Source organism: Shinella sp. BE166, assembly GCF_051201095.1.
Lineage (GTDB): Bacteria > Pseudomonadota > Alphaproteobacteria > Rhizobiales > Rhizobiaceae > Shinella > Shinella lacus.
Map to the genome: position 1 here is coordinate 1 of NZ_JBPEHL010000008.1, position 25877 is coordinate 25877.

At 65.2% G+C, this 25877-nt stretch carries 17 protein-coding genes and 1 pseudogene; 13 read left to right on the plus strand and 5 right to left on the minus strand.

The window, feature by feature from the left end; genetic code table 11:
- Positions 1 to 75: pseudogene (locus J2Y63_RS19720) on the plus strand (transposase); the annotation flags it as partial.
- Positions 76 to 638: 563 nt separating this feature from the next.
- On the plus strand, positions 639 to 1598 hold the full coding sequence (locus J2Y63_RS19725; RefSeq protein WP_435267499.1) for a calcium-binding protein: 960 nt from the start codon (positions 639 to 641) through the stop codon (positions 1596 to 1598).
- 101 nt (positions 1599 to 1699) lie between these two features.
- Here the strand turns inward: J2Y63_RS19725 and J2Y63_RS19730 are convergent, their stop codons facing one another.
- Complete coding sequence (locus tag J2Y63_RS19730) at positions 1700 to 1903, minus strand: hypothetical protein (RefSeq protein WP_435267500.1); 204 nt, start codon at positions 1901 to 1903, stop codon at positions 1700 to 1702.
- A gap of 218 nt (positions 1904 to 2121) precedes the next feature.
- Positions 2122 to 3225, minus strand: coding sequence for an AraC family transcriptional regulator (locus tag J2Y63_RS19735; protein WP_435267501.1), 1104 nt, complete (start codon positions 3223 to 3225; stop codon positions 2122 to 2124).
- Between J2Y63_RS19735 and J2Y63_RS19740 the strand changes: the two genes are divergently transcribed.
- A complete protein-coding gene (locus J2Y63_RS19740; protein WP_435267502.1) occupies positions 3224 to 4414 on the plus strand; it encodes an MFS transporter in 1191 nt (396 codons plus the stop codon). The two genes, J2Y63_RS19735 and J2Y63_RS19740, sit on opposite strands and share 2 nt — an antisense overlap.
- Here the strand turns inward: J2Y63_RS19740 and J2Y63_RS19745 are convergent.
- Positions 4377 to 4790, minus strand: coding sequence for a hypothetical protein (locus tag J2Y63_RS19745; RefSeq protein WP_435267503.1), 414 nt, complete (start codon positions 4788 to 4790; stop codon positions 4377 to 4379). The two genes, J2Y63_RS19740 and J2Y63_RS19745, sit on opposite strands and share 38 nt — an antisense overlap.
- Here J2Y63_RS19745 and J2Y63_RS19750 point away from each other — a divergent pair.
- From J2Y63_RS19750 to J2Y63_RS19795, 10 genes are all read left to right on the plus strand, one after another.
- Positions 4780 to 5190, plus strand: coding sequence for a hypothetical protein (locus J2Y63_RS19750; protein ID WP_435267504.1), 411 nt, complete (start codon positions 4780 to 4782; stop codon positions 5188 to 5190). The genes J2Y63_RS19745 and J2Y63_RS19750 overlap by 11 nt on opposite strands.
- Before the next feature lie 96 nt (positions 5191 to 5286).
- Positions 5287 to 6438, plus strand: coding sequence for a fumarylacetoacetate hydrolase family protein (locus J2Y63_RS19755; RefSeq protein WP_435267667.1), 1152 nt, complete (start codon positions 5287 to 5289; stop codon positions 6436 to 6438).
- Between the two features lie 18 nt (positions 6439 to 6456).
- Complete coding sequence (locus J2Y63_RS19760; RefSeq protein WP_256117868.1) at positions 6457 to 6909, plus strand: Lrp/AsnC family transcriptional regulator; 453 nt, start codon at positions 6457 to 6459, stop codon at positions 6907 to 6909.
- A gap of 164 nt (positions 6910 to 7073) precedes the next feature.
- Positions 7074 to 10535, plus strand: coding sequence for an indolepyruvate ferredoxin oxidoreductase family protein (locus J2Y63_RS19765; RefSeq protein ID WP_435267505.1), 3462 nt, complete (start codon positions 7074 to 7076; stop codon positions 10533 to 10535).
- Between the two features lie 40 nt (positions 10536 to 10575).
- Entirely contained in the window at positions 10576 to 11724 is a 1149-nt protein-coding gene (locus J2Y63_RS19770) for an isovaleryl-CoA dehydrogenase (protein WP_435267668.1), read from the plus strand.
- Positions 11724 to 13331, plus strand: coding sequence for a carboxyl transferase domain-containing protein (locus tag J2Y63_RS19775; RefSeq protein ID WP_435267506.1), 1608 nt, complete (start codon positions 11724 to 11726; stop codon positions 13329 to 13331). The genes J2Y63_RS19770 and J2Y63_RS19775 overlap by 1 nt, the downstream gene beginning before the upstream one ends.
- 13 nt (positions 13332 to 13344) lie before the next feature.
- On the plus strand, positions 13345 to 13728 hold the full coding sequence (locus J2Y63_RS19780; protein WP_435267507.1) for a RidA family protein: 384 nt from the start codon (positions 13345 to 13347) through the stop codon (positions 13726 to 13728).
- A 15-nt stretch (positions 13729 to 13743) separates the two neighbouring features.
- Positions 13744 to 15729 carry an acetyl/propionyl/methylcrotonyl-CoA carboxylase subunit alpha gene (locus J2Y63_RS19785; protein ID WP_435267508.1) on the plus strand — a complete coding sequence of 662 codons (1986 nt, stop codon included), beginning with the start codon at positions 13744 to 13746 and terminating at the stop codon, positions 15727 to 15729.
- Positions 15726 to 16601 (plus strand): hydroxymethylglutaryl-CoA lyase, encoded by an 876-nt coding sequence (locus J2Y63_RS19790; protein WP_435267509.1) that lies wholly within the window; start codon positions 15726 to 15728, stop codon positions 16599 to 16601. The genes J2Y63_RS19785 and J2Y63_RS19790 overlap by 4 nt, the downstream gene beginning before the upstream one ends.
- Before the next feature lie 32 nt (positions 16602 to 16633).
- Positions 16634 to 17434 (plus strand): crotonase/enoyl-CoA hydratase family protein, encoded by an 801-nt coding sequence (locus J2Y63_RS19795; RefSeq protein ID WP_435267510.1) that lies wholly within the window; start codon positions 16634 to 16636, stop codon positions 17432 to 17434.
- Between the two features lie 174 nt (positions 17435 to 17608).
- On the opposite strand, the gene pbpC is transcribed toward J2Y63_RS19795, so the two are convergent.
- Positions 17609 to 19693, minus strand: coding sequence for a penicillin-binding protein 1C (gene pbpC, locus J2Y63_RS19800; protein ID WP_435267511.1), 2085 nt, complete (start codon positions 19691 to 19693; stop codon positions 17609 to 17611).
- Positions 19694 to 19705: 12 nt separating this feature from the next.
- Positions 19706 to 25156, minus strand: coding sequence for an MG2 domain-containing protein (locus J2Y63_RS19805; protein WP_435267669.1), 5451 nt, complete (start codon positions 25154 to 25156; stop codon positions 19706 to 19708).
- Positions 25157 to 25877: the final 721 nt, after the last annotated feature.

The window sequence follows — 25877 nt, forward strand, 5'->3', positions numbered from 1 at the left end:
ACCCGATACGACCGGTGCGCGCATACTTTCTTCTCAGCCATCTGCATCGCAGCAACCGTCATCTTCTGGCTTTAATCAATGAGTCCTGAGCCTAGTCGCTCGGACGGGATCTAAAATGGCCGGATCAGATTGCGAAGCGCCTCGGCGTCCCTAACACCCGCGCTATACGCAAGTAAGAGCTTTTTCGCCCTGTCCTGTGCAAGCTTACCCGTGATGTTACAACCATACTCGTGACACCACTCGTCTATAATAGCTCGTAGCCCCGCCACTTCTTCTGGCTGCAAAGGCGGAATGGATAAACTGTGCCCTGTATACATGTGCACCTCGTGATCCAAACTAACTATTGGTTAATCCGCGATTGCACCAGATTACCCCAAAAGCTTTGAGTTTGCACATTCTTAGCGTGTGATTCTGTCTTGGAGTCAACGAAAGATTAGCAATGCCTGTTCGTTCCTAGGTTGCTGCCTTGACGGAACAAAACTTGCTTGTTCCTGCAACGCTAGCGATAGTCGATTAATCATTCAATTACCAGAGCATTACAATTTACCCGCCTTGATTGAACTTTTATCATCTGCGTCCGTATTTATAGCACGAGCCAATACCGGCCCGTTCAACTCAAGGTTCGCAGGAGTGGACAAATGGCAAAGACCTATTTTCTCACCGCCGACAGCGACACATTTGTTTTTGGCGATCGGCAGGGAAGCGTATTCGCCCAGGGTGGTAACGATACGGTTGTCGGCAACGACGGCGACAACACGATCGGCCTCGGTATTGGCGATGATAATGCCCAGGGCGGCGGCGGCGCCGATTTGATCTGGGGCAATGCCGGCAACGATGAGATCGATGGCGGCGCGGGCAACGACACGCTCTTTCACGGCGCCGGCGACGATATTGTCCGCGGCGGCGCTGGCAACGATATCGTCTACGGCGGCCCGAAGATTTCCCCGAACTCTGGCTCCGACGACATCGACGGTGGGGCGGGTAACGACACGGTCTATGCCGGCGACAGAAACGACACTGTGCGTGGCGGCGAAGGTGACGACATTATCGGCGGCGGCGCAGGGGATGATATTCTTTATGCCGACGGCAACGACACCGTTTACGGCGGCGATGGAACCGACACCGCGTACATCCAAGGCGATGCCCAGGACGTTCTGATTTCCCTCAATATCGACGGAGGGTTCAATCTCCTCGGTGGGGGTGAAACGCAGAACTTCTACAGCGTCGAAAAAATCGTCACCGGCGACAATACCGTTCTCGATCTGGGTGTCGGCCTGTCCGGTCTGACCGGGGCTGTTGATGACCTGCTGGACGGCCTTGGTGTGGGCGATCTGCTTGATGAACTCGGGCTTGGCGGCGTGCTTGGCGGCCTCGGGGTCGATGAGTTCTCGCTGGAAAACCTGGTCGATGGGCTAGGTGTCGATGATCTGCTGTCGTCTCTTGGCGGCCAGGGTGGCATGGAGGACGGCTTGACCAACCTCCTGAATAACAACGGTCTCGGCAACCTCGTCGATGACGTTCTGGATGATCTCGGAGATGTGCTGGGTGGCCTGCTCGGCGGGCTCGGTCTCGGAGCGGAAGCGGATTACTTGCTCTAGATTTCGCAGCCGACCGGACCAGTTGCTCCAAGCGTTCCAACCCACAAGTAAATATGCGGGCGCCCTTCCCCCAGGGCGCTCGCTTTCGTAGATTGCCGCTCCTAGTGTCCACTCTTTCCGAGGCCAGAGGGGCCGTCTAGTCGGCCTGCCGTCGCGGCAAGAGCACGGATCGCGTCCATTGCCGTTGCCAGGCCATGCATTATCAGAGCGGTATCTGGTTCTTCGCTTGACTTGTCGATTTCCAGTGCTCGCCTCCGCAAATCGGCGCCCGTTGCGTTGAGCTGGGCAATAAGGTTCTCGTCCATCGTGCTCTCCCTAAGTTCGATACACACTTTGAGAACGTGGAGGACAGGTTAGCGTTCCATATGGCGCCGATCTACGCGGTACGCGCGCATGTTCCAGCGCGATAGCGCTTCTACCGCTTATGCTAAAAGATTTTTTCGGACTCTGTTTTAGGACAGGGCCAAATAAATCCGACTTTCCCGCTAAACGGCGTCAATGCCCGTAAACGCCGCGATCCAGGTCAAGGCCTTCCGGCGGCGCCATTTCCGCCTCCCGTTTTGCCCATCTCCGCCCCGTTTGGCGCCGCCTTCTTGCGCGTATGACCGGGTGGTTCACCGACGACGCGTTTGAAGGCGCGGGCGAAGGCGGCCTGGGAGCCGAAGCCGAGGCGGCGGGCGGCGGTGTCGATGGAGAGCTTGTCGCGGCGGAACCATTGTTCGGCAAGCCGCATGCGCAGCGCCAGCACGTAGCGTTGCGGGGTCATGCCCGTGACGTCGACGAAGCGCTTGGCGAAGACCGAGCGGGAGCTGCCCATCTCGTGCGCCATCTCGGCGAGCGTCCAGTTGCGGCCGGGCTCGCGGTGCAGCGCTGCGATGACGCGGCCAAGGCGCGGGTCGCGCAGCGCCTCGATCCAGCCCGTCGCATCGCCGCAGCCGCATTCCACCCAGCCGCGCACGATGGAGGCGGCGATGACGTCGGCAAGGCGCGCGAGGATGCCGGCCGCGCCGACGCGCTCTTCCGACATTTCCCGCTCCATGGCGTCGAGCAGCGGCATCAGCTCCGGCTGGCGGCCGATCAGCGCGCCGACGGACATGACCTGCGGCATGAGGCCGACGAGCGGATGCAGCGTGTCGAGCTCGAATTCCATGCGGCCGGTGAAGATCAGCGTGTCGTTTTCCCGGCTCGTCTCCTTGACGCAGGCCTCCACCGCTGCCACGTCGGGGCAGAGCGGTGTCATCTTGTAGCTGTCATAGTCGCGTATCTGGACGTTCGGGCCGGTGACGATCTCGTGCGGCCCGCCGCTCGGCAGCAGCACGGCATCGCCGCAGGCGAGTTCGCGGCCCGCCTCGCCATGGGTTCGCAAAAAGACCTTGCCGCGGGCGACGAAGTGGAAACGGGCTTCCGGACCCGCCGGAAAGCGGATACCGAAGGGCGGCGTCAGCTGGAGCCTGCCATAGCTCGCACCGCGCAGGCGCATGCCCATCAGAAGTTCGCTGACGGGATCATGCGCATTTTTGGCTGGGTCGGACGATCGATCAAACATTGCGGATAAAATGGCATTGTGCGTCTGGCATTTCAACCCACCTGTTGGAGCACGCATTGCAACAGGAAAGGGACTGCACATGACGGATGCAACGATAGCCGCGCCGGAGAGCGAGGCGGATGTCCGGCCGGCTTGGGGGGCCGTGATCGCGATGACGCTTGGCGTGTTCGGGCTGGTGGGCGCGGAATTTCTGCCCGCAAGCCTGCTGACGCCGATGGCGGATGACCTGGGGATTTCCGAAGGCATGGCAGGACAGGCCGTGACGGCAACGGCCGCGGTTGCGCTGGTGACGAGCCTGCTGATCACGGTGGTGACGCGCAAGCTCGACCGCCGGCTGGTGTTGCTCGGTCTCTCGGTCCTCTTGATCTTTTCCAACATTCTCGTGGCGATGTCGTCGAACCTCGCCATGCTGCTCGTCGGCCGCGTGCTGCTCGGCATGGCGCTCGGGGGGTTCTGGACGCTGTCGGCCGCGACCATGATGCGGCTGGTGCCGGAGGCCGTGGTGCCGAAGGCGCTGTCGGTGATGTTCCTCGGTGTTTCGGCGGCGACGGTGTTCGCCGCGCCGGTCGGCAGCTATGTCGGCGATATCGTCGGCTGGCGGAATGTCTTCCTCGGGGCCGCCGTGCTGGGCGCGCTGGCGCTCGTCGTGCAGCTTGCGACCTTGCCGTCGCTGCCGCCGCGCGGGCATTCACGCTTTGGAACGCTGATCGAGGTTCTGGCGCGACCGGGCGTGGGCTTTGCGATGTTCGCCATCCTGCTCGTCTTCACCGGCCACTTCGCCTTCTTCACCTATATCAGGCCGTTCCTTGAAACGGTGACGGGCGTTGGCGTGGAAGGTGTTTCGGCCGTGCTGCTCGGCTTCGGCATCGCCACCTTCTTCGGCAATTATCTGGGCGCCGTGCTGCTGGAACGCTCCATGCGCCTGACGCTGACGATCATGCCGGTCGTGATGGGCGCGCTGGCGCTGTCGCTCTCGATGTTCGGCGGCGATCTCGTGGCCGATGCCGCCATGGTGGCGCTCTGGGGCCTCGCCTTCGGTGCAGTGCCGGTCGCCTGGTCGACCTGGATCACCCGCGCCGTGCCGGATGAAGCCGAAAGTGCGGGCGGCCTCTTCGTCGCCGCGATCAATTTCGCGATCGCGACCGGTGCCGCTGCCGGCGGTGCGCTGTTCGATGCCAACGGTGTTTCGAGCGTCTTCGTCGCAAGCGGCGTGGTGCTGTTCCTGGCCGCGATCACCATCGTCTCGGCTGTGCACACCCGCCCGGCATGACATGGATGGCGGCTCCGCCGGGGCCGCCAATCCCAAGGCTTCTCGCTGGCGTGAAAACCCGGTATGCCGGAACGACCGCGCCACGGGGATGCCAAAAATGGATTTTATGCGTCTCTTGCAGTCGCTGGAAGAACTGCTCTACGAGCTCGTCTCCTGGCTCGTATTCTATCCGGTCACGCTCTGGCGCACGCTGCGCCGGCCGCAGCAGATGATGCGTTATGCCGATGTCGAACTCGGCGATACGCAGGAGGAGCGCTACAAGGATACGCTGAGCCCGCCGCTCTTCCTGTTGCTCACGCTGCTCTTCGCCCACGGGCTCGAACTGGCGCTGATCGCCCACCGGGACGATGCCATGCTGCCGGGAGATGCTGCGCAACGATACCAATCTCCTGATTTTCCGCGCCTTTCTCTTCAGTATCTTTCCGCTGCTGATGGCCGTGCGGCTTTTGGGGCGCACGGGCGCGGCGCTCGACCGCGAGACGCTGAAGCCGCCTTTCTACAGCCAGTGCTACGTTGCGGCTCCCTTTGCCTTCGGGCTCAGCGCAGGCATGAACATCGCCCGCACCGGCCATCAGGAGATGGTCGCCGTCGGCACGGCGATCTCGCTGCTTTCGCTGCTCTGGTACATCATCGTCGAGGTCCGTTGGTTCGAGCATGACCTGCATGTGGGTCGCCTCGCGGCCGTCTGGCTCGTCCTGCGGACGGTCGCGGAAGCGACGGTGCTGCTGCTGGCCGCGACGATGATCGTCGCCCATGCGCTCGGTGTGCGTGGCTGAGCGGAAAATCGGCCGGCGGCCGTCTTCGCCCTGTTCGCCACCGCCTCTTTCGGTCTAGAACTCGGGGCGAGGATTCTGGGAGGAACGCGCGTGACGGTGACGGCAGGAGATTTTTCGCGGGGAACCTTTGTCGGGCGCGTCTGGCGGCCGGATGTGCAGGGGCCGGCCATCGTGGTCGTGCGCGACGGCGTGCTGTTCGACATCACGTCCGCCGATCTGCCCACCATGCGCGATCTCTTGGAAAAGGACGATCCGGCCGCGGTTGCCCGCGCTGCGCCGGGCGAATCTCTCGGCGCAGTTGATGCCGTGCTCGACGCCTCGGTCGAAGGGGCGGGCGATTTCTCCCGTCTCCATCTCCTCGCCCCCTGCGACCTCCAGGCCGTCAAGGCCTGCGGCGTCACCTTCGCCCGCTCGATGATCGAACGCGTCATCGAGGAAAAGGCGGCAGGCAATCCGGCAATGGCGGAAAAGGTGCGCGGCCGCGTCACCGCCATCATCGGCGACAGCCTGCGTGACCTGAAGGCGGGCTCGGAAGCGGCAACCCAGGTCAAGGCGGCGCTGATCGAGGAGGGCATCTGGTCGCAATATCTCGAAGTCGGCATCGGGCCGGATGCAGAGGTCTTCACCAAGGCGCCAGTGCTCGCTTCCGTCGGCTGGGGTGCCTCGGTCGGCCTGCATCCGATCTCCAAGTGGAACAATCCGGAGCCGGAAATCGTGCTTGCCGTCGATAGCCAGGGTCGCGTCAAGGGTGCCACGCTCGGCAACGACGTGAACCTGCGCGACGTGGAGGGCCGTTCGGCGCTTCTGCTCGGCAAGGCGAAGGACAACAATGCCTCCTCTGCCATCGGTCCCTTCATCCGCCTGTTCGACGAGACCTATGCGATCGACGAAGTGCGCAAGGCAGACCTCGATCTCCTGATCGAAGGCGAGGACGGTTTCGTGCTGAAGGGTCGCAGCACGATGCGCGAGATCAGCCGCGATCCGCTCGACCTCGTGTCGCAGACCATCGGCCAGCACCATCAATATCCTGATGGTTTCATGCTGTTCATGGGCACGCTGTTCGCGCCGGTCGAGGACCGTGATGCGCCGGGCCAGGGCTTTACCCACAAGACCGGCGACCGCGTGACGATCTCCAATGCCGAACTGGGCGCCCTCACCAACACCGTGCGCCTCTCAACCGAATGCCCGCCCTGGACCTTCGGCATCACCGCGCTGATGCGCAATCTCTCCTCTCGCGGGCTTCTCTAGCCCATGGCCGAGGGCGGCATGGACGAGACGAGCCGCAAGATCCTGCGGCTGCTCCAGAGCGAACCGGACCTGACCGTCGCCGAGATCGGCGAACGCGTGGGCCTCAGCCACACGCCGTGCTGGCGGCGCATCAAGGAGATGGAGCGGCTCGGCATCATCCGCGGCCGCATCGTCGCGATCGACCCGAAACTCGTCGGATTCGAGGTTTCCGTCTTCTGTTTCGTGCGGCTGAAGCAGCATGACGAGGAGACGCTGCTGGAGTTCGAAAAAGCGGTGAAGAACATGCCCGAGGTCGTGCAATGTTATTCGATGACCGGCGAGCACGACTATGTTCTGCGCGTGCTGACAAGCAATGTGCGCCAGTACGAGGAGATCCTGAAGAAGGCTCTTTTGAAGCTTCCCGGCGTCGGATTCGTCAATTCCAGCTTCGCCCTCGACGAGCTGAAGAACACCCACCGGGTACCGATCTGACGCGCCACTAGGATGGCTTTGCGTCGAGAGGCCCGCTTTGCGGATGCCATCCCTAAATCGTGATGCTGCAAGGGGAAAATAAGGACCCGCTCCTCCCAATCCAGGCGTAGGCTCCTACATATGGAGGATGGCTTTCACGGAGGAGGGCCATCGAGGAGGAAGTCATGCTGAAGCAGAGCTTTTCTCTCGAGGACAAGTATACGGCGGAAAGTGGGAGGATCTTCCTTTCCGGCATCCAGGCACTCGTGCGCCTGCCGATCGTTCAGATGCGGCGCGACCGTGCCGCGGGGCTGAACACCGCCGCATTCATCTCGGGTTATCGCGGATCGCCACTCGGAAGTTACGACCAGCAGCTTGCCAAGGCCGGCAAGCACCTGGCGGCGCACGACATCGTGTTTCGGCCGGGCGTCAACGAGGATCTGGCGGCCGCCGCCGTCTGGGGCACCCAGCAGCTTCATCTCTCGCTCGGCGCGCTGAAGGATGGCGTTGCCGGCTACTGGTACGGTAAGGGACCGGGCGTCGATCGTTGCGGCGACGTGTTCAAGCACGCCAATGCCGCCGGCACCTCGAAACATGGCGGTGTGCTCTGTTTCGCCGGTGACGACCATTCGGCAAAGTCGTCCTCCATCCCGCACCAGTCCGACCACGCCTTCATGTCGGCCCTCATGCCGGTGCTCTATCCTTCGTCCATCCACGAATTCGTCGAATATGGCCTGCTCGGCACCGCCATGTCGCGTTATTCCGGCTGCTGGGTGGGCATGAAGTTCATCTCCGACACGGTCGAGACGACGGCCTCCGTCGATCTCGCCGGCGAGCGCCGCCAGTTCGTCCTGCCCGAGAATTTTGAACTTCCGCCGGGTGGCCTCAGCCTGCGCTGGCCCGATCCGCCGCTGCCGCAGGACGAGCGGCTGCAGACCTACAAGGGTTATGCGGCAATTGCCTTCGCTCGCGCCAACCGGGTGGACGAGGTGACGCACGACGTGCCGAAGGCGCGCTTCGGCATCATCGCCTCGGGAAAAGCCTATGAGGATGTGCTCCAGGCGCTGAAGGAACTCTCCCTCGGCCCGGCCGAGATGGCCGAGATCGGCATGCGCATCTACAAGGTCCGCATGCCCTGGCCGCTGGAGCCGGAAGGCGTGCGCGAGTTCTCGCAGGGGCTGGAAGAGGTGCTCGTCGTCGAGGAACGCCGCGAGATCATCGAGAACCAGATCAAGCAGCAGCTCTTCAACTGGCATCATGGCGAGCGCCCGCGCATCATCGGCAAGTTCGACCATGAGGATCATGCGTTCCTGCCGCTGTCGCAGGCGTTGACGGTCGGTATGGTGGCCCGGGCGATTGCCGCGCGCCTCCTGCATTTCGAGTTCGACGCCGGCCTCAAGACGCTGATTTCCGACGAACTCGCTTATCTTCTGGAACGCGAAAAAATCCGCAAGAAACACGCCGCCCCCATCGAGCGCGTGCCCTATTTCTGCTCCGGCTGTCCGCACAACACGTCCACGAAGGTGCCGGAGGGAAGCCGCGCGACGGCCGGCATCGGCTGTCATTACATGGTCCAGTGGATGGACCGCGACACCACGACCTTCACCCATATGGGCGCCGAGGGCGTGCCGTGGTCCGGCATCGCGCCCTTCACCGATGAAAAGCACATCTTCGTCAATCTCGGCGACGGCACCTATTACCATTCCGGTATTCTCGCGATCCGCCAGTCGGTCGCCGCCCGCGTCAACATCACCTACAAGCTGCTCTATAACGATGCGGTCGCGATGACCGGCGGACAGGCTGTCGACGGGCCGATCAGCCCCGAGGCAGTGACACGCCAGATCCACGACGAAGGCGTCGAGCCGATCTACCTCGTTTCGGACCACCCGGAGGCATATTCGCCGTCCATGCTCGCGCCCGGCGTCATCATTCGCCACCGCGACGAGATGGACCGGGTGATGCGCGACATCCGCGAGGCACCCGGCTGTTCTGCCATCGTCTACGTGCAGACCTGCGCCGCCGAAAAGCGCCGCCGCCGTTCGCGCGGCCTGATGGAGGACCCGCCGGTTCGCCTGATGATCAACCCCGCCGTTTGCGAAGGCTGCGGTGACTGTTCCACCCAGTCGAACTGCGTCTCCGTCGAGCCGCTCGACACGGAACTCGGCCGCAAGCGCAAGATCAACCAGTCGACCTGCAACAAGGACTATTCCTGCCTCAAGGGCTTTTGCCCTTCCTTCGTGACGGTGGAAGGCGGACGCCTGCGCAAGACCGCGCGCTCGAACCCGGACCTGACAGGGATTCCCGAACCGGAGATCGTCAAGATCGGCGATCGCTCCTACAATGTCGCCATCGCCGGCATCGGCGGCACGGGCATCCTTACTATCAGTGCCATCCTCGGCATGGCCGCCCATCTCGACGGCAAGTCGCCGATGATCCTCGACATGGCCGGCCTTGCGCAAAAGGGCGGCGCCGTGATGAGCCACCTGCGCATCGGCCTGCACGACCAGGACGTCTCGTCGCCCCGGATCATCACCGGTGGCGCGGACCTGCTCATTGCTGCCGACGACGTGGTGGCCTCCTCGAAGGACGCCGTGACGCTTTGCGACCATCACCGCACGACGGGCGTCGTCAATACCAAGCTGACGCCAGTCGCCGATTTCGTGCGCAAGCGCGACTTCGACTTCCGCCGCCGTGATGTCGAGAGCACGGTGCGGGCAGCGCTACGCGAGCCCTCGCACCTGCTCGATTTCACGACCATCGCGGAAAAGGTCGCGGGCAATGCCATGGCGACGAACATCCTCATGACCGGCTTTGCCTGGCAGAAGGGGCTGATCCCGCTGACGCGCCAGTCGATCGAACAGGCGATCGCGCTGAACGGCGTGGCCGTCGATGCCACGCTCTCGGCCTTCGGCTGGGGCCGCCTGATTGCCGCCGACCCGGCCCGCGCCGAGCGCCTGCTTGAGCCGGGAAAACGCACGGCAACACTGGAAACCATGGCGACGCCAGACCTGATTGCCCACCGCGTCAAGCACCTGACGGCCTACCAGAACGCGGCGCTTGCCGGCCGCTACACCACGCTCGTCGACAAGGTCCACCAGGCGGAAAAGGCGCTCGGGCCGGACGACCGGCTGACCCGCGCCGTCGCCCATGTCTACGCCCAGCTCCTCGCCTACAAGGACGAATACGAGGTGGCACGGCTCTTCACCGATCCGGCCTTCAAGGCGGGGCTGACGGAGCAGTTCGAAGGAAATTACCGCATCGCCTTCAACCTCGCGCCGCCGTTCCTGAAGGGCGAGGACGCCAATGGCCGACCGAAAAAACGCCGCTTCGGCCGCTGGATGCTGCCGGCCTTCGGGCTACTTGCAAAGCTCAAGGGCTTGCGCGGCACGGCCTTCGACCCGTTCGGCCGCACGGAAGAACGCCGCATGGAACGCCAGCTTATCGCCGATTACGAGGCGCTGGTGGCGCATGTGTTGACGAATCTTTGCCGCGAGACGCTCGACGCCGCCGTTGCGCTTCTCTCGCTTTACGGCGAGATTCGCGGTTATGGGCCGGTGAAGGAGGAGGCGGCAAGGCGGGTGAGGGCGCGTGAGCCGCAGATGCGCGCGGCCTTCGACACGGCAGGGCAGCAGAAGACGGCCGCCTGAGGTCGCGAGATGGGGAGGATGGCATATGTATGACGCCGGAATGAGCTTCGGGCTCGGCGAGGATATCGAGGCGTTGCGCGAAAGCGTGCGGCGTTTCGCGACGGATCGCATCGCCCCGCAGGCGGCCGAAATCGACCGCAGCAACACTTTCCCCATGCCGCTTTGGCGCGAGATGGGCGATCTCGGCCTGCTCGGCATCACCGCGCCGGAGAGCTATGGCGGCTCCGGCATGGGCTATGTCGCCCATTGCGTGGCGATGGAGGAGATCAGCCGCGCCTCGGCCTCGGTGGGCTTGAGCTACGGCGCCCATTCCAACCTCTGCGTCAACCAGCTCGTGCGCAACGCGACGCCGGAGCAGCGCCAGAAATACCTGCCGAAACTGATTTCCGGCGAAAATGTCGGCGCGCTCGCCATGTCCGAGCCGGGTGCCGGCTCCGACGTCGTCTCCATGAAGCTCAAGGCCGAAAAGCGCGGCGACCGCTACGTGCTGAACGGCAACAAGATGTGGATCACCAATGGCCCTGATGCGGACGTGCTGGTGGTCTACGCCAAGACCGATCCGGAAGCAGGCTCCCGCGGCATCACTGCCTTCCTCATTGAAAAGGGTTTTGCTGGTTTCTCGACCGCGCAGAAACTCGACAAGCTCGGCATGCGCGGCTCCAACACCTGCGAACTCGTCTTCACCGATTGCGAGGTGCCAGAGGAGAATGTGATGGGCACGGTCGGGCGCGGCGTCAACGTGTTGATGTCCGGCCTCGACTACGAGCGCGTCGTGCTCTCCGGCGGCCCGCTCGGCATCATGGCCGCCTGCCTCGACGTGGTCGTGCCCTACCTGCACGAGCGAAAACAGTTCGGCCAGTCGATCGGCGAGTTCCAGCTGATGCAGGGCAAGGCCGCCGACATGTATGTCGCCTTCAATGCCGCGCGTGCCTATGTCTATGCTGTTGCGAGCGCCTGCGACCGCGGCGAGACGACGCGCAAGGACGCCGCCGGCTGCATCCTCTTCTCCGCCGAAATGGCGACGAAACTCGCACTCGAAGCCATTCAGGCGCTCGGCGGCAACGGCTATATCAACGACTACCCGACCGGCCGCCTGCTGCGTGACGCCAAACTCTACGAGATCGGCGCCGGCACGTCGGAAATCCGCCGCATGCTGATCGGCCGCGAAATCTTCCAGGAGACGCTGTGATGCCGGTCATCCCCTCGGCCGTGAACACCCGCAGCGAGACCTTTGCGGCAAACCGCAAGGCAATGCTCGACGCGCTGGCGCTGGTGGAGGAAGCAACCAGCCTCGCCATGGATGGCGGCGGTGCGAAGGCGCGCGACCGCCACGTTTCCCGCGGCAAACTGCTGCCGCGTGACCGCGTCGCGCAGCTGCTCGATCCCGGTTCTCCCTTTCTCGAAATCGGCCTCACCGCCGGCCATGGCCTCTATGACGGCGCCTCGCCCTCCGGCGGCATGATCGCCGGTATCGGCCGCGTCTCCGGCCGCGAGTGCATGATCGTCTGCAACGATGCCACGGTGAAGGGCGGCACCTATTACCCCATCACCGTGAAGAAGCATCTTCGCGCCCAGGAGATCGCCGCGGAAAACCGGCTGCCCTGCATCTATCTCGTCGATTCCGGCGGTGCCAACCTGCCGAACCAGGACGAGGTCTTTCCCGACCGCGATCATTTCGGCCGCATTTTCTACAACCAGGCGCAGATGTCTGCCGCCGGCATCCCGCAGGTCGCCGTCGTCATGGGCAGCTGCACGGCCGGCGGTGCCTATGTCCCGGCAATGAGCGACGAGACCGTCATCGTCGAGAACCAGGGCACCATCTTCCTCGCCGGCCCGCCGCTGGTGAAGGCCGCGACGGGCGAGGTCGTGACGGCCGAAGACCTCGGCGGTGGCGACGTGCACACGCGCCTCTCCGGCGTCGCCGATCACCTCGCCCGCGACGACCGGCACGCACTCGCCATCGCCCGCCAGATCGCCGCCAATCTCAACATGCGTAAGCCGGACGTTACGAAATCCAGCGACGGCGAGGCACCGCTCTACGACCCGGAAGAGCTGCTCGGCATCGTGCCCGCCGACACCCGCACGCCCTATGACGTGCGCGAGGTGATCGCCCGCGTGGTGGACGGCTCCCGCTTCGACGAGTTCAAGGCCCGCTTCGGCACGACGCTCGTCTGCGGTTTCGCCGCCCTGCATGGCCTGCCCGTCGGCATTATCGCCAACAACGGCGTGCTCTTCTCCGAGGCGGCGCTGAAGGGCGCGCATTTCATCGAACTCTGCGCCCAGCGCGGCATTCCGCTCGTCTTCCTGCAAAACATCACCGGATTCATGGTCGGCCGCAAATACGAAGCGGAGGGCATTGCCAAGAACGGCGCCAAGCTCGTCATGGCAGTCGCCACCGCGAATGTGCCGAAACTCACCGTGCTGATCGGCGGCTCCTACGGCGCCGGCAATTACGGCATGTGCGGCCGGGCCTATTCGCCGCGTTTCCTCTGGACCTGGCCGAACAGCCGCATCTCCGTCATGGGCGGCGAGCAGGCGGCCGGCGTGCTGGCCACCGTCAAGCGCGAGGGCATCGAGCGCGCGGGCGGCAGCTGGAGTGCCGAGGAGGAGGCCACCTTCAAGCAGCCGACCATCGACATGTTCGCCCGCCAGAGCCACCCGCTCTACGCCTCGGCGCGGCTTTGGGACGACGGCATCGTCGATCCGCGCAAGACGCGCGACGTGCTGGCGCTCTCGCTCTCGGCGGCGCTCAATGCGCCGATCGAGCCCACCCGTTTCGGCATTTTTCGGATGTAGAGGAGGGAAGTCCATGAACCGCGAATCGATCAATGCCAAGAACGCGCCTGACCCGCGCGGCGGCTACTCGCAGGCCGTGAAGATCGAGGATTTCAAGAAGCTGGTGTTCATCAGCGGCCAGATCCCCGTTTCGGACGATGACAAGGTGCCGGAGGGTTTCGAGGCGCAGGCCCGGCTCGTCTGGCGCAATATCGACGCCCAGTTGAAGGCCGCCGGCATGGCGAAGTCCGACCTCGTCAAGGTCACGACCTACCTTTCCGACCGCCACCACGCCACCGCCAACCGCGAGATCCGCAGCGACTATCTCGGCGCCAACGCGCCGGCGATGAGCGTCGTCATCTGCTCGATCTTCGACGAGAAGTGGCTGCTGGAAGTCGAAGCCATAGCAGCGCAATAGAAAGCCGGATCTGGGATGTTCAGAAAAATCCTCATCGCCAACCGCGGCGAAATCGCCTGCCGCGTCATCCGCACCGTCCAGCAGATGGGTGTTGCGACGGTCGCCGTCTTTTCCGATGCCGACCGTGATGCGCTGCATGTCGCCATCGCCGACGAGGCGATCCGCATCGGCCCGGCGGAGGCGGCAAAAAGCTACCTGAACATTCCGGCGATCATCGAGGCGGCCAGCGCGAGCGGCGCCGAAGCGGTGCATCCCGGCTACGGCTTCCTGTCGGAAAACCCGGATTTCGTCGAGGCGGTGGAGGCGGCCGGGCTCGTTTTCATCGGCCCCTCGGCGAGCGCCATCCGCGCCATGGGCCTCAAGGATGCGGCCAAGGCGCTGATGGAAAAGGCGGGCGTGCCCGTCGTGCCCGGCTATCACGGGGAGCGGCAGGACGCTGCCTTCCTCGCCGGCGAGGCCGAGGCCATGGGCTATCCGGTGCTGATCAAGGCGCGCGCCGGCGGCGGCGGCAAGGGTATGCGGCGCGTCGAGCGACCGGAGGATTTTGCGGCCGCATTGGAAAGCGCCCGGCGCGAGGGCGAAAGCGCCTTCGGCGATGGCCGCGTGCTCGTCGAGAAATACATGACGAAACCCCGCCATATCGAGGTACAGGTCTTCGGCGACAAACACGGCAATGTCGTGCACCTTTTCGAGCGCGACTGCTCGCTCCAGCGCCGGCACCAGAAGGTGATCGAAGAGGCGCCGGCCCCCGGCATGACGGTGGAAATGCGCGCGGCGATGGGGCAGGCCGCGGTGCGCGCGGCAGCGGCGATCGGCTATAGCGGCGCCGGCACCGTCGAGTTCATCGCCGACGTCTCCGAAGGGCTCCTGCAGGACCGCTTCTACTTCATGGAGATGAACACGCGCCTCCAGGTCGAGCATCCCGTGACGGAAGCGATCACCGGCCTCGACCTCGTCGAATGGCAGCTCCGCGTCGCCGCCGGCGAGCCGCTGGCAAAGCGGCAGGAAGAGCTTTCCATCGACGGCTGGGCCTTCGAGGCGCGGCTCTACGCGGAAAACCCGGCGCGCGATTTCCTGCCGGCGACCGGCCGCCTCTCCGTCTTCGACCTGCCGCAGGACGCCCGCATCGATTCCGGCGTGCGTGCCGGCGATCTCATCACGCCCTATTACGACCCGATGATCGCCAAGGTGATCGTGCACGGCCGCACCCGCGCGGAAGCGCTGGCAAAGCTGGAAACGGCGCTCGAAACCTGCCGCGTCGGCGGGGTCACGACCAATGCCGGTTTCCTCGCCCGCCTCTGCCGCCTGCCGGCCTTTGCAGCGGGCGACGTCGATACGGGCCTGATCGGCCGGGCAGGCGAAAGCCTGCTCAACGAACCCGACGCCTCCGAGGAGGCCTTTGCGCTGGCCGCCTTGGCGGCGCTCGGCTTCCTCGAAGCCCCGGCCGATCCTGATCCATGGGGCCATCTCCGCAGCTTCCGGCTGTGGGGCGAGGCGGCGCAGACAGTTTTCCTCGATCATGGCGATGCGGAACATGCGCTACGCGTGACGGCGCGCGAGAAAAATCGCTTCCACGTCGAACACAACGGCATCACCACCGATATCGCCCTGCAATCGACCGATAAACGTTTCGTCCGCGCAGCGTTCGACGACCGCGTTCTGTCTGCAACGGTGCATCGCGAAGGAGCCAATATCCTCGTCTTCTTCGCCGGCCACGCCCACACCTTCGCAATCGCCGAAGAGGCCGGCCATCATGGCGAGGCGGCGGCCGGCGGGGATCGGCTCTCGGCGCCCATGCCGGGCCTGGTGCGCATCGTCTCGGCGGAGCCGGGTGCGCGCGTCGCAAAGGGTGACGCGCTCGTCACCATGGAGGCGATGAAGATGGAGCTGGTGCTGGCAGCACCCCGCGATGGCGTGGTGGCGACGGTGCCGGTCGCGGTCGGTGATCAGGTGGCGGAAGGCGCGCTTCTCATCTCGCTGGAGCCCGAGGAGGCCGCATGAGCCGGCGCATCGAAATCGTCGAGATGGCGGCCCGCGACGGGTTGCAGAACGAGAAGGCGATCATCCCGTCTACGGACAAGATCGCGCTGATCGACCTCCTGTCGGATTGTGGCTTCCAGCGCATCGAGGCGACGAGTTTCGTGAGCCCCAAATGGGTGCCGCAGCTTGCCGATGGCGCCAAGGTGATGGCCGGCATCGCGCGCCGCCCCGGCCTTTCCTATGCGGCGCTGGTGCCCAACATGAAGGGCTACGAGGCGGCGAAGGCCGCCGGCGTCGATGAAGTCGCCGTCTTCCTCTCGGCCTCCGAAGGCTTTTCCCGCGCCAATCTCAACTGCTCGATTGCAGAAAGCATCGAGCGCGCCCGGCCGGTCGCCGAAGCGGCGAAGGCGGACGGCATTCCGCTGCGCGGCTATGTGAGCTGCGTCGTGCAGTGCCCCTATGATGGCCCGGTCGAGCCCTGCGCTGTGGCGCGCGTCACCGGACAGCTCCTGCGCCTCGGCTGCCATGAAGTAAGCCTCGGCGATACGATCGGCCGTGCCAGGCCGGCGGAGGTCGCGGCCATGCTGGATGTCGTGCTCGCCGTCGCCTTCCCGGAAAATCTCGCCGGCCATTTCCACGATACGAACGGCCTGGCGCTCGACAATATCCGCGTGGCGCTCGATCATGGGCTCACCGTCTTCGACGCCTCGGTCGGTGGGCTCGGCGGCTGCCCCTATGCGCCGGGCGCACGCGGCAATGTGGACACGCTCGCCGTCGCCGACATGCTGGCGGCCGAGGGATACGAGACGGGGCTTGATCGAGAAAAACTGGCGGTGGCCGCTGCCTTTGCCCGGCAGATCACCGGCAAGACCGATGCCAGGAAAAGTGCCTAGCGATTTGCGCACTGCGCAGAGGAGGTGTGGTCATGCATTTCGAAACGATTTCCGTATCCGTCGATCGGCGCGGCGTGGCATCGCTGACGCTTCGCCGCCACGCGCAGCACAATGCGCTCTCGGGCCTGATGATCCGCGAACTGACCGCTGTCGCGAACCTGCTCGGCGAGGACAAGGCGGTGCGCGTCGTCGTGCTGACGGGCGAGGGCGAGAGTTTTTGCGCGGGCGGCGATCTCAACTGGATGAAGGAGCAGATGGCCGCCACCCGCGAGGCGCGTATCGCCGAAGCGCGCCGGCTCGCCTTGATGCTGAAGGCGCTGCGCGACCTGCCGAAACCCTTGATCGCCCGCGTCAACGGCCAGGCCTATGGCGGCGGCGTCGGCCTGATCAGCGTCTGCGACGCCGCGATCGCCGTGGAAGGCGCCCGCTTCGGCCTGACGGAAACCCGCCTCGGCCTCATCCCCGCAACGATCAGCCCCTATGTCGCCGCCCGCATCGGCCCCGCGGCGCTTCTGCGCTTCGCCACCTCCGCCCGCCTGTTCGACGCGCCGACCGCGCGGAGCATCGGCCTCGTCAGCGGCGTCGTCGCGGTGACTGAGTTGGACGGGGCGATCGAGGCGGAGATCACGCCCTATTTCGCGGCGTCCCCCGAGGCGGCTGCGGCCACCAAGGCGTTGGCGCATGCGCTGGCCACGCCGATCGACGAAAAGGTCATCGAGATGACGCTGACGCGGCTTGCCGACACCTGGGAAACGCCGGAAGCAGCGGAGGGGATTGCGGCGTTTCTGGAGAAGCGGAAGCCGGGGTGGGTGCCGTTGGATACAACGAAGTAATGCCCGCAACGCTGCGGTCCTGTCTCTGCCCCTCACCCTAACCCTCTCCCCGCAAGCGGGGAGAGGGGACGCGCCCCACGCCACGCCTTTGGATGGTAAAACGGCGCGGCATATCCCCTTCGCCCCGCTTGCGGGGAGAAGGTGCCGGTAGGCGGATGAGGGGCTATTTTTCCGCTACTCGATGAACACCCGCACACTCGCTGCCCGCCCGGCAGCATCGATCACCGTCAGCGTCGAGAAGCCGGCACCTTCCGGCATCCACTGCGTCGTGCGTCGGCGGGAGGCATCCGGCAATACCTTGCCGTTGGCGAGCCAGCGGAAGGGTGCGCGGCCGCCTTGCAGCTTCAGCACGAGTGGTGAGATATCCGAGCTCGTGGTGGCGCCGAGTTCCACATGGGCGCCTTCCGGTGGGTAGATGATTTCGGGCGCCGGCTCGCGCGCCACGGTCGCGACGAGGCCGCCCGTGGTGGTGGAGAAGCGGCGGAGACTCGCGGGCAGTTCGGCCTGCGCGATGCGCACGGCGCCGGACGGCGCGCGCGGCAGCGCGGTGATGGCGATGCCGGAGCGCGAAAAGGCCTCGAAGAGGACGGGGGCGGCGGCGCCATAGCCGGTCAGGCCGGGCACGGCGCCGTTGTCGGCGCGGCCGACCCAGACGCCGAGCACATGGCGGCCATCGTAGCCGACGGACCAGGCGTCGCGGTAGCCGTAGCTCGTGCCGGTCTTGTAGGCGATGCCGAGGCGGCGGCTGCCGGTCGGCGGGGTGACGCCGGAAAGCACGTCGGAGACCTGCCAGGTGGCGACGGGGTCGAGCAGCGGCTCGCCCTCGATCTGCGACGCGTTGCGCGAAATGCCGTCGCCGAGCCGCACCGGCATGCCGCGATTGGCGAGCGCCGCGTAGAGCTGGGTGAGCTCGCGCAGCGTGACGCCGACACCGCCAAGGCCGATCGCCAGCCCCGGCGTTTCGCCCGGCGGCAGTTCTGCATGCACCTCGGCGCGGCGGAAGCGCACCATCAGCCGCGTCGGGCCGACGGCTTCGAGCAGGCGCACGGCGGGCACGTTCAGCGACAGTTGCAGCGCCTTGCGCACGCTGACATCGCCTTGATAGGTCATGTCGAAATTGCGCGGGCGGTAACCGGAAAAGTCGGAGGGTCGATCCTCGACGATCGTTTCCTGCGCCACCAGACCTTCCTCGAAGGCAAGTCCATAGATGAACGGCTTCAGCGCCGAGCCGGGCGAGCGGCGGATGCGCGTCATGTCGATCCAGCCGGCGCGGCTGCCATCAAAGTAGTCCGCCGAGCCGACCTCGCCGAGAATCTCGCCGGTACGGGCGTCCGCCATCACCATGGCGATGGAGATTTTCGCGCCGAGCCGTTCCGCCGCCTCGCGCGCCACGGTCTCCAGCCCGTCCTGCACGGTGCGGTCGAGCGTCGTCCTGTGTTCGGTTGCCTTCGGGTCCTTGCGCAGCGCCATTTCGGAAAGATGGGCGGCATAGGAGGGGAGCTGGCGGCGGCGATCCGGCACGGCCTCGGCGGAGGCGCGCTCGGCCTCGCCCTCGCCGATGATTTCGGAGACCGCCATGCGGTTCAGCACGCGCTCGCGGGCCTTTTCCGCCACCCCGCGGTGCCGGTCCGGCCGGCGTTTTTCGGGAAGCTGCGGCAAGGCGACGAGCAGTGCTGCCTCGGCCACCGAAAGCCGCTTCGGCTCCTTGCCGAACCAGGCGAGGCTTGCGGCGCGAACCCCTTCCAGATTGCCGCCATAGGGGGCAAGCGTCAGGTAGAGATCGAGGATTTCCGCCTTGGACAGCCGCCGTTCGAGCTGGATGGCGCGGGCCATCTGGCGCAGTTTCGCCAGCATCGAGCGGTTTTCGCGCGGCTCGATCAGGCGGGCGACCTGCATGGAGAGCGTCGAGGCGCCCGAAACGATGCGGCCGTTGGTGACGAACTGCCCGGCGGCGCGCAGCAGCGCCAGCGGGTCGATGCCGGCGTGCTCGTGGAAGCGCCGGTCCTCATAGGCGACGAGCATGCGCAGGAATTGCGGATCGACATCGGCCGCCGTGGTTTTCAGCCGCCAGAGCCCGTCCGGCGTGGCGAAGGCGCGCAGCAGCCGGCCGTCGCGATCGAGCACTTCCTTCGACACGGTGCCGGCAACCGCGATCGGCGGCGGATAGGCCTTGTCCGCATAGTCGAGGCCGAAGGCGAGGGCGGCGATGGACGCCGCCCCGCCAAGGGAGCCGATAACGAGCTTGCGCCAGAGCGCCATGGACCGATCCTCTTATTCGGCCTTGACGACCTGCATGCGGCCGGTCGCCGTGCGGGCGGAGTATTGCGGACGGTACATGTCCTCCACCTGCGCGGCCGGGTGATCGTAGGTGCCGGGAGTGACGGCGCGCACGACATAGGCAAGCGTCACTTCGCGGGTATCGCCCCCGCTGCGGTTGAAGGCAGCCACGAAGCGGTCGTAGCGGAACTCCGTATGCGCCGGCTCGATCTCGCCGACCCAGTCGAAATTCGCCAGTTTCGCGCTGTCGACGAGGCTCGGATTGTCGATTTCGAAGCCGGCCGGCAGCAGGTCCGTGATGATGATGCGCGACGGCCAGTCATTGCTCTCTGTCACCTTCAGCACCACGACATAACGTTCATTCTGCGTCGCTTCGGAAACGTTCGCCTCCTCGCCGTCGAGCGTGTAGTAGGTGCGCTCGATGGCAAAGCCGTCGCCGCCGGCCGGCAGCGGATCGACCGGCGCTGCGACGGTGGTGAGCACGGCCGAGACCGGCTCACCGGTGCGGTTGGCGACCGTCAGCGGGTTTTCGAGCAGCGCCTTGCCGGTCATCTGCGCGGCATAGCCGCCATCGCGGGCGACGCCGTTGATTTCAAGCTTCAGGTCCTTGTCGGCATCCTTCACGGAGCGCGCGGCGAGCAGCATCCAGGTCTGTTCCTGCGTGCTGGTCCAGCGCTTTTCTTCCCATTGCTTGGCGACGATCTTCGTTAGCTGCGGAATGATATCCGGAACCGGCCGGGCTTCGGCGGCGAGCGCCAGGACGGCGGCCCCGTCACGCAGCGACGAACCATAGTCGTTGCGCGAGAGGCTGGCGTTCAGGATGCTGTCACGCGAGAGGCCGAGGGCATTCGAGAAGATCGTCATCGAACGCTGGGCATCGCCATAGAGGCCGAGGGCCGCGGCAAGATGCGCGCGCGACAGCGGCGAGGAGAACTCCGAGAGCTTCGTGTCGGCGTAGTAGCGCAGGTCGCTGATCGCGGCCTTGCGGTTGCGGGCGAGCACGTAGAGCGCATAGGCGATCTCGTTGCCCTGGTTGGTGACATTGACGTCGTAGGAGATGGCATTCTGCAGGTTGGAGAGCGCCTGCAGCATGGCCTGCTCCGGCACGTCGAACTTCTGTTCGCGGGCCCGCGTCAGGAAGTCGGTGACGAAGGAATCGAGCCAGAGATCGCCGTAGCCCGGACCCCAGAGGCCGAAGCTGCCCGAGGAGGATTGATAGGCGAGCACGCGGTAGATCGCATCCTGCACGCGCTTCTGCGTCTCCGTGTCCTCCGGCAGGCCGGATTGCTTGGAGAGCTCGCTGAGATAGAGCAGTGGCAGCGCCCGGCTCGTCGTCTGCTCGGCGCAGCCATAGGGGTAACGGTCGAGCGCCATCAGCAGTGCCGGGATGTCGAAGGCGGCAGCGCGCGACACGCTGAGGCTGACGGAGGCGCCGGCAAGCTGGCTGTCGGCGAGCAGTTGGTCGTCGATCGTCAGGCTGCCGTTTGCGGCGATCTCGATCGGCCGGCGCGTGGTGATCGGCATGGCGGCCGGGCGCACCGGAATGTTGAGCGCCTGTTCGAGCGACATGCCGGCACCGTTCGAGAGCTTCACGGTGACGACGCCGTCGCCGACCTCGCCGCCGATCAGCGGCAGGGTGAGCGCGGACTTTGCGCCGGGTTCAAGACGCAGCGTCTGGCCGGCGCCGGTCTGCTCGACCATCACCGAGGCATTGTGCGTGATCTCGACCGTGTAGTCGCCGGCCGGCGCATCCGTGTTGGCGATGTCCAGCCTCAGGTCTGCGCGGTCCCCGGGGGAGAGGAACTTCGGCAGGCTGGCGGTCACGACGACCGGGTCGCGGATGATGACATCCTTCGTGGCGCTGCCGACACCGGTCTTCGTCCAGGCGACGGCCATGAGGCGGGCGGTGCCGTTGAACTGCGGAATGTCGAAGCTGACCTTGGCCTTGCCCTCGGCATCGAGCTTCACGGGGCCGGAGAAGAAGGCGACGAGCTTTTCGGTTGGCGGGTTGCCTTGCAGAGCGCCTTCGCCGCCGTCGCCGCCGGTGCGCAGCCGCCCGGTAGCACCGAGCGAGCCGTCGATCAGGCGGCCGTAGAGGTCGCGGATTTCCATGCCGAGGCGGCGCTGGCCGAAGTACCAGCCGGCCGGATCGGGCGCTTCATAGCGGGTGAGGTTGAGGATACCGACATCGACGGCCGCAACCGTGACATAGGCGTCCTCGTTGGCGCCCGCACCGGAAACCTGGAGCGAAATGTCGAGCGCTTGGCGCGGCAGTGTCTTTTCTGGCACGTCGAGCGCAACGTTGAGCTTGCGCTCTGCGGGGTCGACCTTCAGCCAGGTGATGCCGATCGCGCGCATCGGCATGCGGCTTTCACGGTCCGCACCGGGGCGGAACAGCGTTGCGGTGACGTAGGAGCCGGGGCCCCATTCCTTGGTGATCGGGATGTCCACCTCGCCGCCCTCGGCGCCGATCGCGGCGGTCTGGGTGGCGATCAGGCTTTCGGCGCCAATGGTGATGAGAACCTGGCCGGCATGGCGCGGCGAGATCTTCAGCTTGGCCGTGTCGCCGACAGCGTAGTTTTCCTTGTCGAGCGAGATTTCCAGTGCGTCCGGCGTTTCCGTCGAGGTGGCGGCGACGTACCAGCCGGCATCGAACTCGATGCTGGTGGCCGGGCCGTCCGGCTCGGCGCTTTCGACTTCCAGGCGGTAGCGGCCCCAGGTGACGGGAACCGAGATCTGGCCGCCATCCGCGGTGGCATCGACAGTACCGTTTGCCAGCTGCTTGGTCGAAAGCACCGGCTCATAACGCCACGAGCTGCCGTCGCGATACCATTGGTAGTTCCGTTCGACGGCGAGCAGCTTCCAGGGCATGCCCTGCATCGCCTGCTTGGCGCCATCGGCACCAACAGCGATGACGTTGAAATTCGCGACGCTGTTTTCCGTAAGCTCGTCCTTGAACTCCGGCTTGACGCCGATCATCGGGCCGGTCGCCTTGACCGGCAGGGTGAGCGAACGCTCAACGGCGCGCCCGCCGGCTTCCGTCATGCGCAGCGTCACGAGCGCTTCGAGGCGCTGCGTCGTCGCGGGCAGGTCGGTGACATTGACATCGAAGGTCGCCTTGCCGTCGTCGTCGAGCACGTCGAGGCCTTCCAGCGCCGTGCTGCTGGCCTCGATCGCCTCTTCATCGGCCAAGCCGAAGACGTAGTCGGGAAAAGCGGGGTCCGCGCGCGTCGGCTTCAGCGTGACATCGCCCTCGATTTCCAGGCCAGCACCAGGCGCGCCGTAGAGATAGCGGCCTTCCACGGACACCTGCGCCGGAACGCCGGTCTCGATGGCCTTGGCCTCGCTCGTCATGTCGAATTCGATGCGATCCGGCACGAAGTCATCGACGAGGAACTGCTTTTCGCCGATCGCCGTACCCTTCGGGTCGGTATAGACCTGCATGGTCCAGGTGCCGCGCATGCTGTTGGCCTGCAACGGCAGGTCCACGGCATGGCCGCCGAGGGCCGCGCCATCGCTGACGATGCGGCGGTCTTCCACGCCGTCCGGCCGGTTGAAGACGAAGGTGAGCGGCAGTTTCTCGACGGCATTCGCCTCGATGTCGCGGGCAAGCGCCGTCGCATGCACCGTCTCGCCGGCGCGGTAGATGCCGCGTTCGGTCCAGGCGAGCACGTCGATGGCGCCCGGTGCCGGGCGGCCGGTGACGCCCCGGTCGGAGAGGTCGAAGCCGGCGCGCGTCATGTCGAGGAAGACGAAGTCCGAATCGCCCTTTTTCGCGAGGATCACGGCGGGCGTCATCGCGGCGGTGCCGCGCATCAGGCCGGCGGTGAAGGTCGCGCGGCCGTCCGCATCGGTCGTCGCGGTGCCGAGCACCTCGTTGTTCTTGGCGATCAGCTGGAGTTCGACGCCGTCGATGGGCGCTGCACTGTCCAGCGAGCGGGCGAAGACGTTGAGGCCGTCCGTGCCGGCATAGGTGGTAAGGCCGACGTCGGAGACGACGAACCACTGGGTGGCCTTCGCCTCCCATTCGTTGGTGCGGCCGTTCGAGGCGGCGGCGGTCAGCACGTAGACGCCGGGCTTGCGCTCCGGCAGCGCCTCGTCGACCGGGAAGCTGGTCACGACGTCCTTGTTGAGCTCCGGCGAGATGTCGATCTTGCCCTGCCAGACGAGCTGGCCGCTCTGGCTTTCGATGCGCTCGGCCGAATAGCCGTCGAGCTGCGTCAGGAACTGGCTGTCGGCGAGGAGCGAAGCGATGGCGCGGTCGCCCACGCGGTAGAGCTTCAGGTCGGCGCTGTCGGTGTTGACCGAGACGATCGGGATGCCGCGGCGCGCGCTGCCCGGCAGCACGAAGCTGTCGCCGGTGAAGCGCACCATGGAGGCGCGGTCCTGCACGTAGATGTCGAGATCGACCATGGATGCCAGCGGCTCGTCGACGGCCGACGGCAGGCCGGGGCGGAAGGCGATCTTGTAGCGCTGGCCATGGGTCAGGCCCTCGACGCAGATCTGCCGGTCCTTGGCTTCCACGGCCTTGGGTGCCGCGCCATCCAGCGTGACGAAGGAGGCGTAGTCGGCACCCGACTTGACGAGCGGCTCGGAGAACTCGACGCAGGCGCGCGGTGTCGCGCTATCCGAATCGATCGTGTGGTTGACGATGCGGAAACCCTGGCGCGCGCGAAGACCCAGATAGGCCGAGCGCACCGCGACGTCGTCCTTCAGGTCCAGGCTCGCCTTGTAGGCGTTGATGCCGGCGCGGTAGTTGCTCGACTTGTCGAGCGTGTCGGCAAGCACGGCGAGCGCCCTGGCGCGGGTCTCTGTCGTGCGCGAGAGCTCATAGGCGTTGATGGCGGCGAGCGCGCCCTGGCTTGCGAGATAGCTGTTGTTGAAGGCGCGCGCCATCGACTCGGCCGTCTCCATCCAGAGATAGTAGTCGTCCGGCGCGAGCGAGAGGGCACCCCTGAAAGCGGTCAGCGCATAGTCGAACCGGCCGGATGCCGTCTCGATGCGGCCGAGCGAGGCGAGGCTTTCGGCACCCTGGCCCTGCTGGTCGGCGGCAAGCGACAGGCCGTTGCGGAAGGAGCGGGCGTCGCTCATCATATATTCGGTAATGAACGGCAGGGCGGCCGGCGCGCCGATGTCTGCAGCCGTGTCCGCCTTGACGATCTTGCCGGCAATCGCGCCCTGGAAGGGGTTGAGCTGGTTGAAATCGCTCTTCAGGAAGCACCATTTCACCTTGGGATTGTAGGTGAAGGCGCGGCAGGAGAGGTCGTCGACGCAGTCTGCCTTGCACTGGTCCAGCGTCACATCCTGCACGGTGCGCAGATCAAAGCCGAAATAATCGCGGTTTTCCGTCGTCACGACAGTGCGCGTCTCTTGGGCGCTGGCGGGAAGGGGAGGGGAGGCCACGGCCATAAGAAGAAGTGCCGAGAAACCGAAGAATGCGCGCATAGACATCAAGTCCTCCTCAAGCAATTCCAGCAAAAGTGCAAAACGCGGTTTTGCGTCCGGAATTGCGTAAAAACCAAGCGTTAGGGCGTTTGCGCGCTTCGAAGAAAAGCGGAAATGCTCTAACGCTGCCCGTCTCGTTGCCGCCGCCACTGTCCAGACCCGCGATCGGCTTGTCAATCGAAAGACAGGGCGCGTCGGGGAAGCCGGAAGGGGGTGGCGCATGGAACCAGGGGGAAGACGTTTCAGATCCGCCGTTCAATCGCCGGAAATGCGAAAATTTTGCCCTTCGGCGCGTTAACCTTTTGTTAACCATATGCGCGCAGACTTGTTTTCATCGACGGGCATTCCTCTGTCATACCGCTGTAATAGCGGCTCGGTAGAACCTCGTCAGACACGAAAGTCGTGTTTCGCACAGCAGTGACCACGGATGTACTGGCACCGCGCGAAGCACTTCCCCGGCCAGGTCGGGATGAGGAAGCGGGGGGATAACCCTCGCTTTTTTCATTTGCGGTGCGCCCTTGCGCCGGCCTCGCGCTGGACCCTCCCCGACGTTTGGCCTACCCATGAAGCCTTTAGAGCATTTCCGCTTTTCTCCGAAACGCGAAAATGCTCTATCTTTTTGTTTTTACGCAATTCCGGACGCAAAACCCCTACGGAGTTTTGCTGGAATTGCTCCAGGGCGGCTGTCCGTCGTCTCTCATTCCCTGTTTTCCGGACGGTT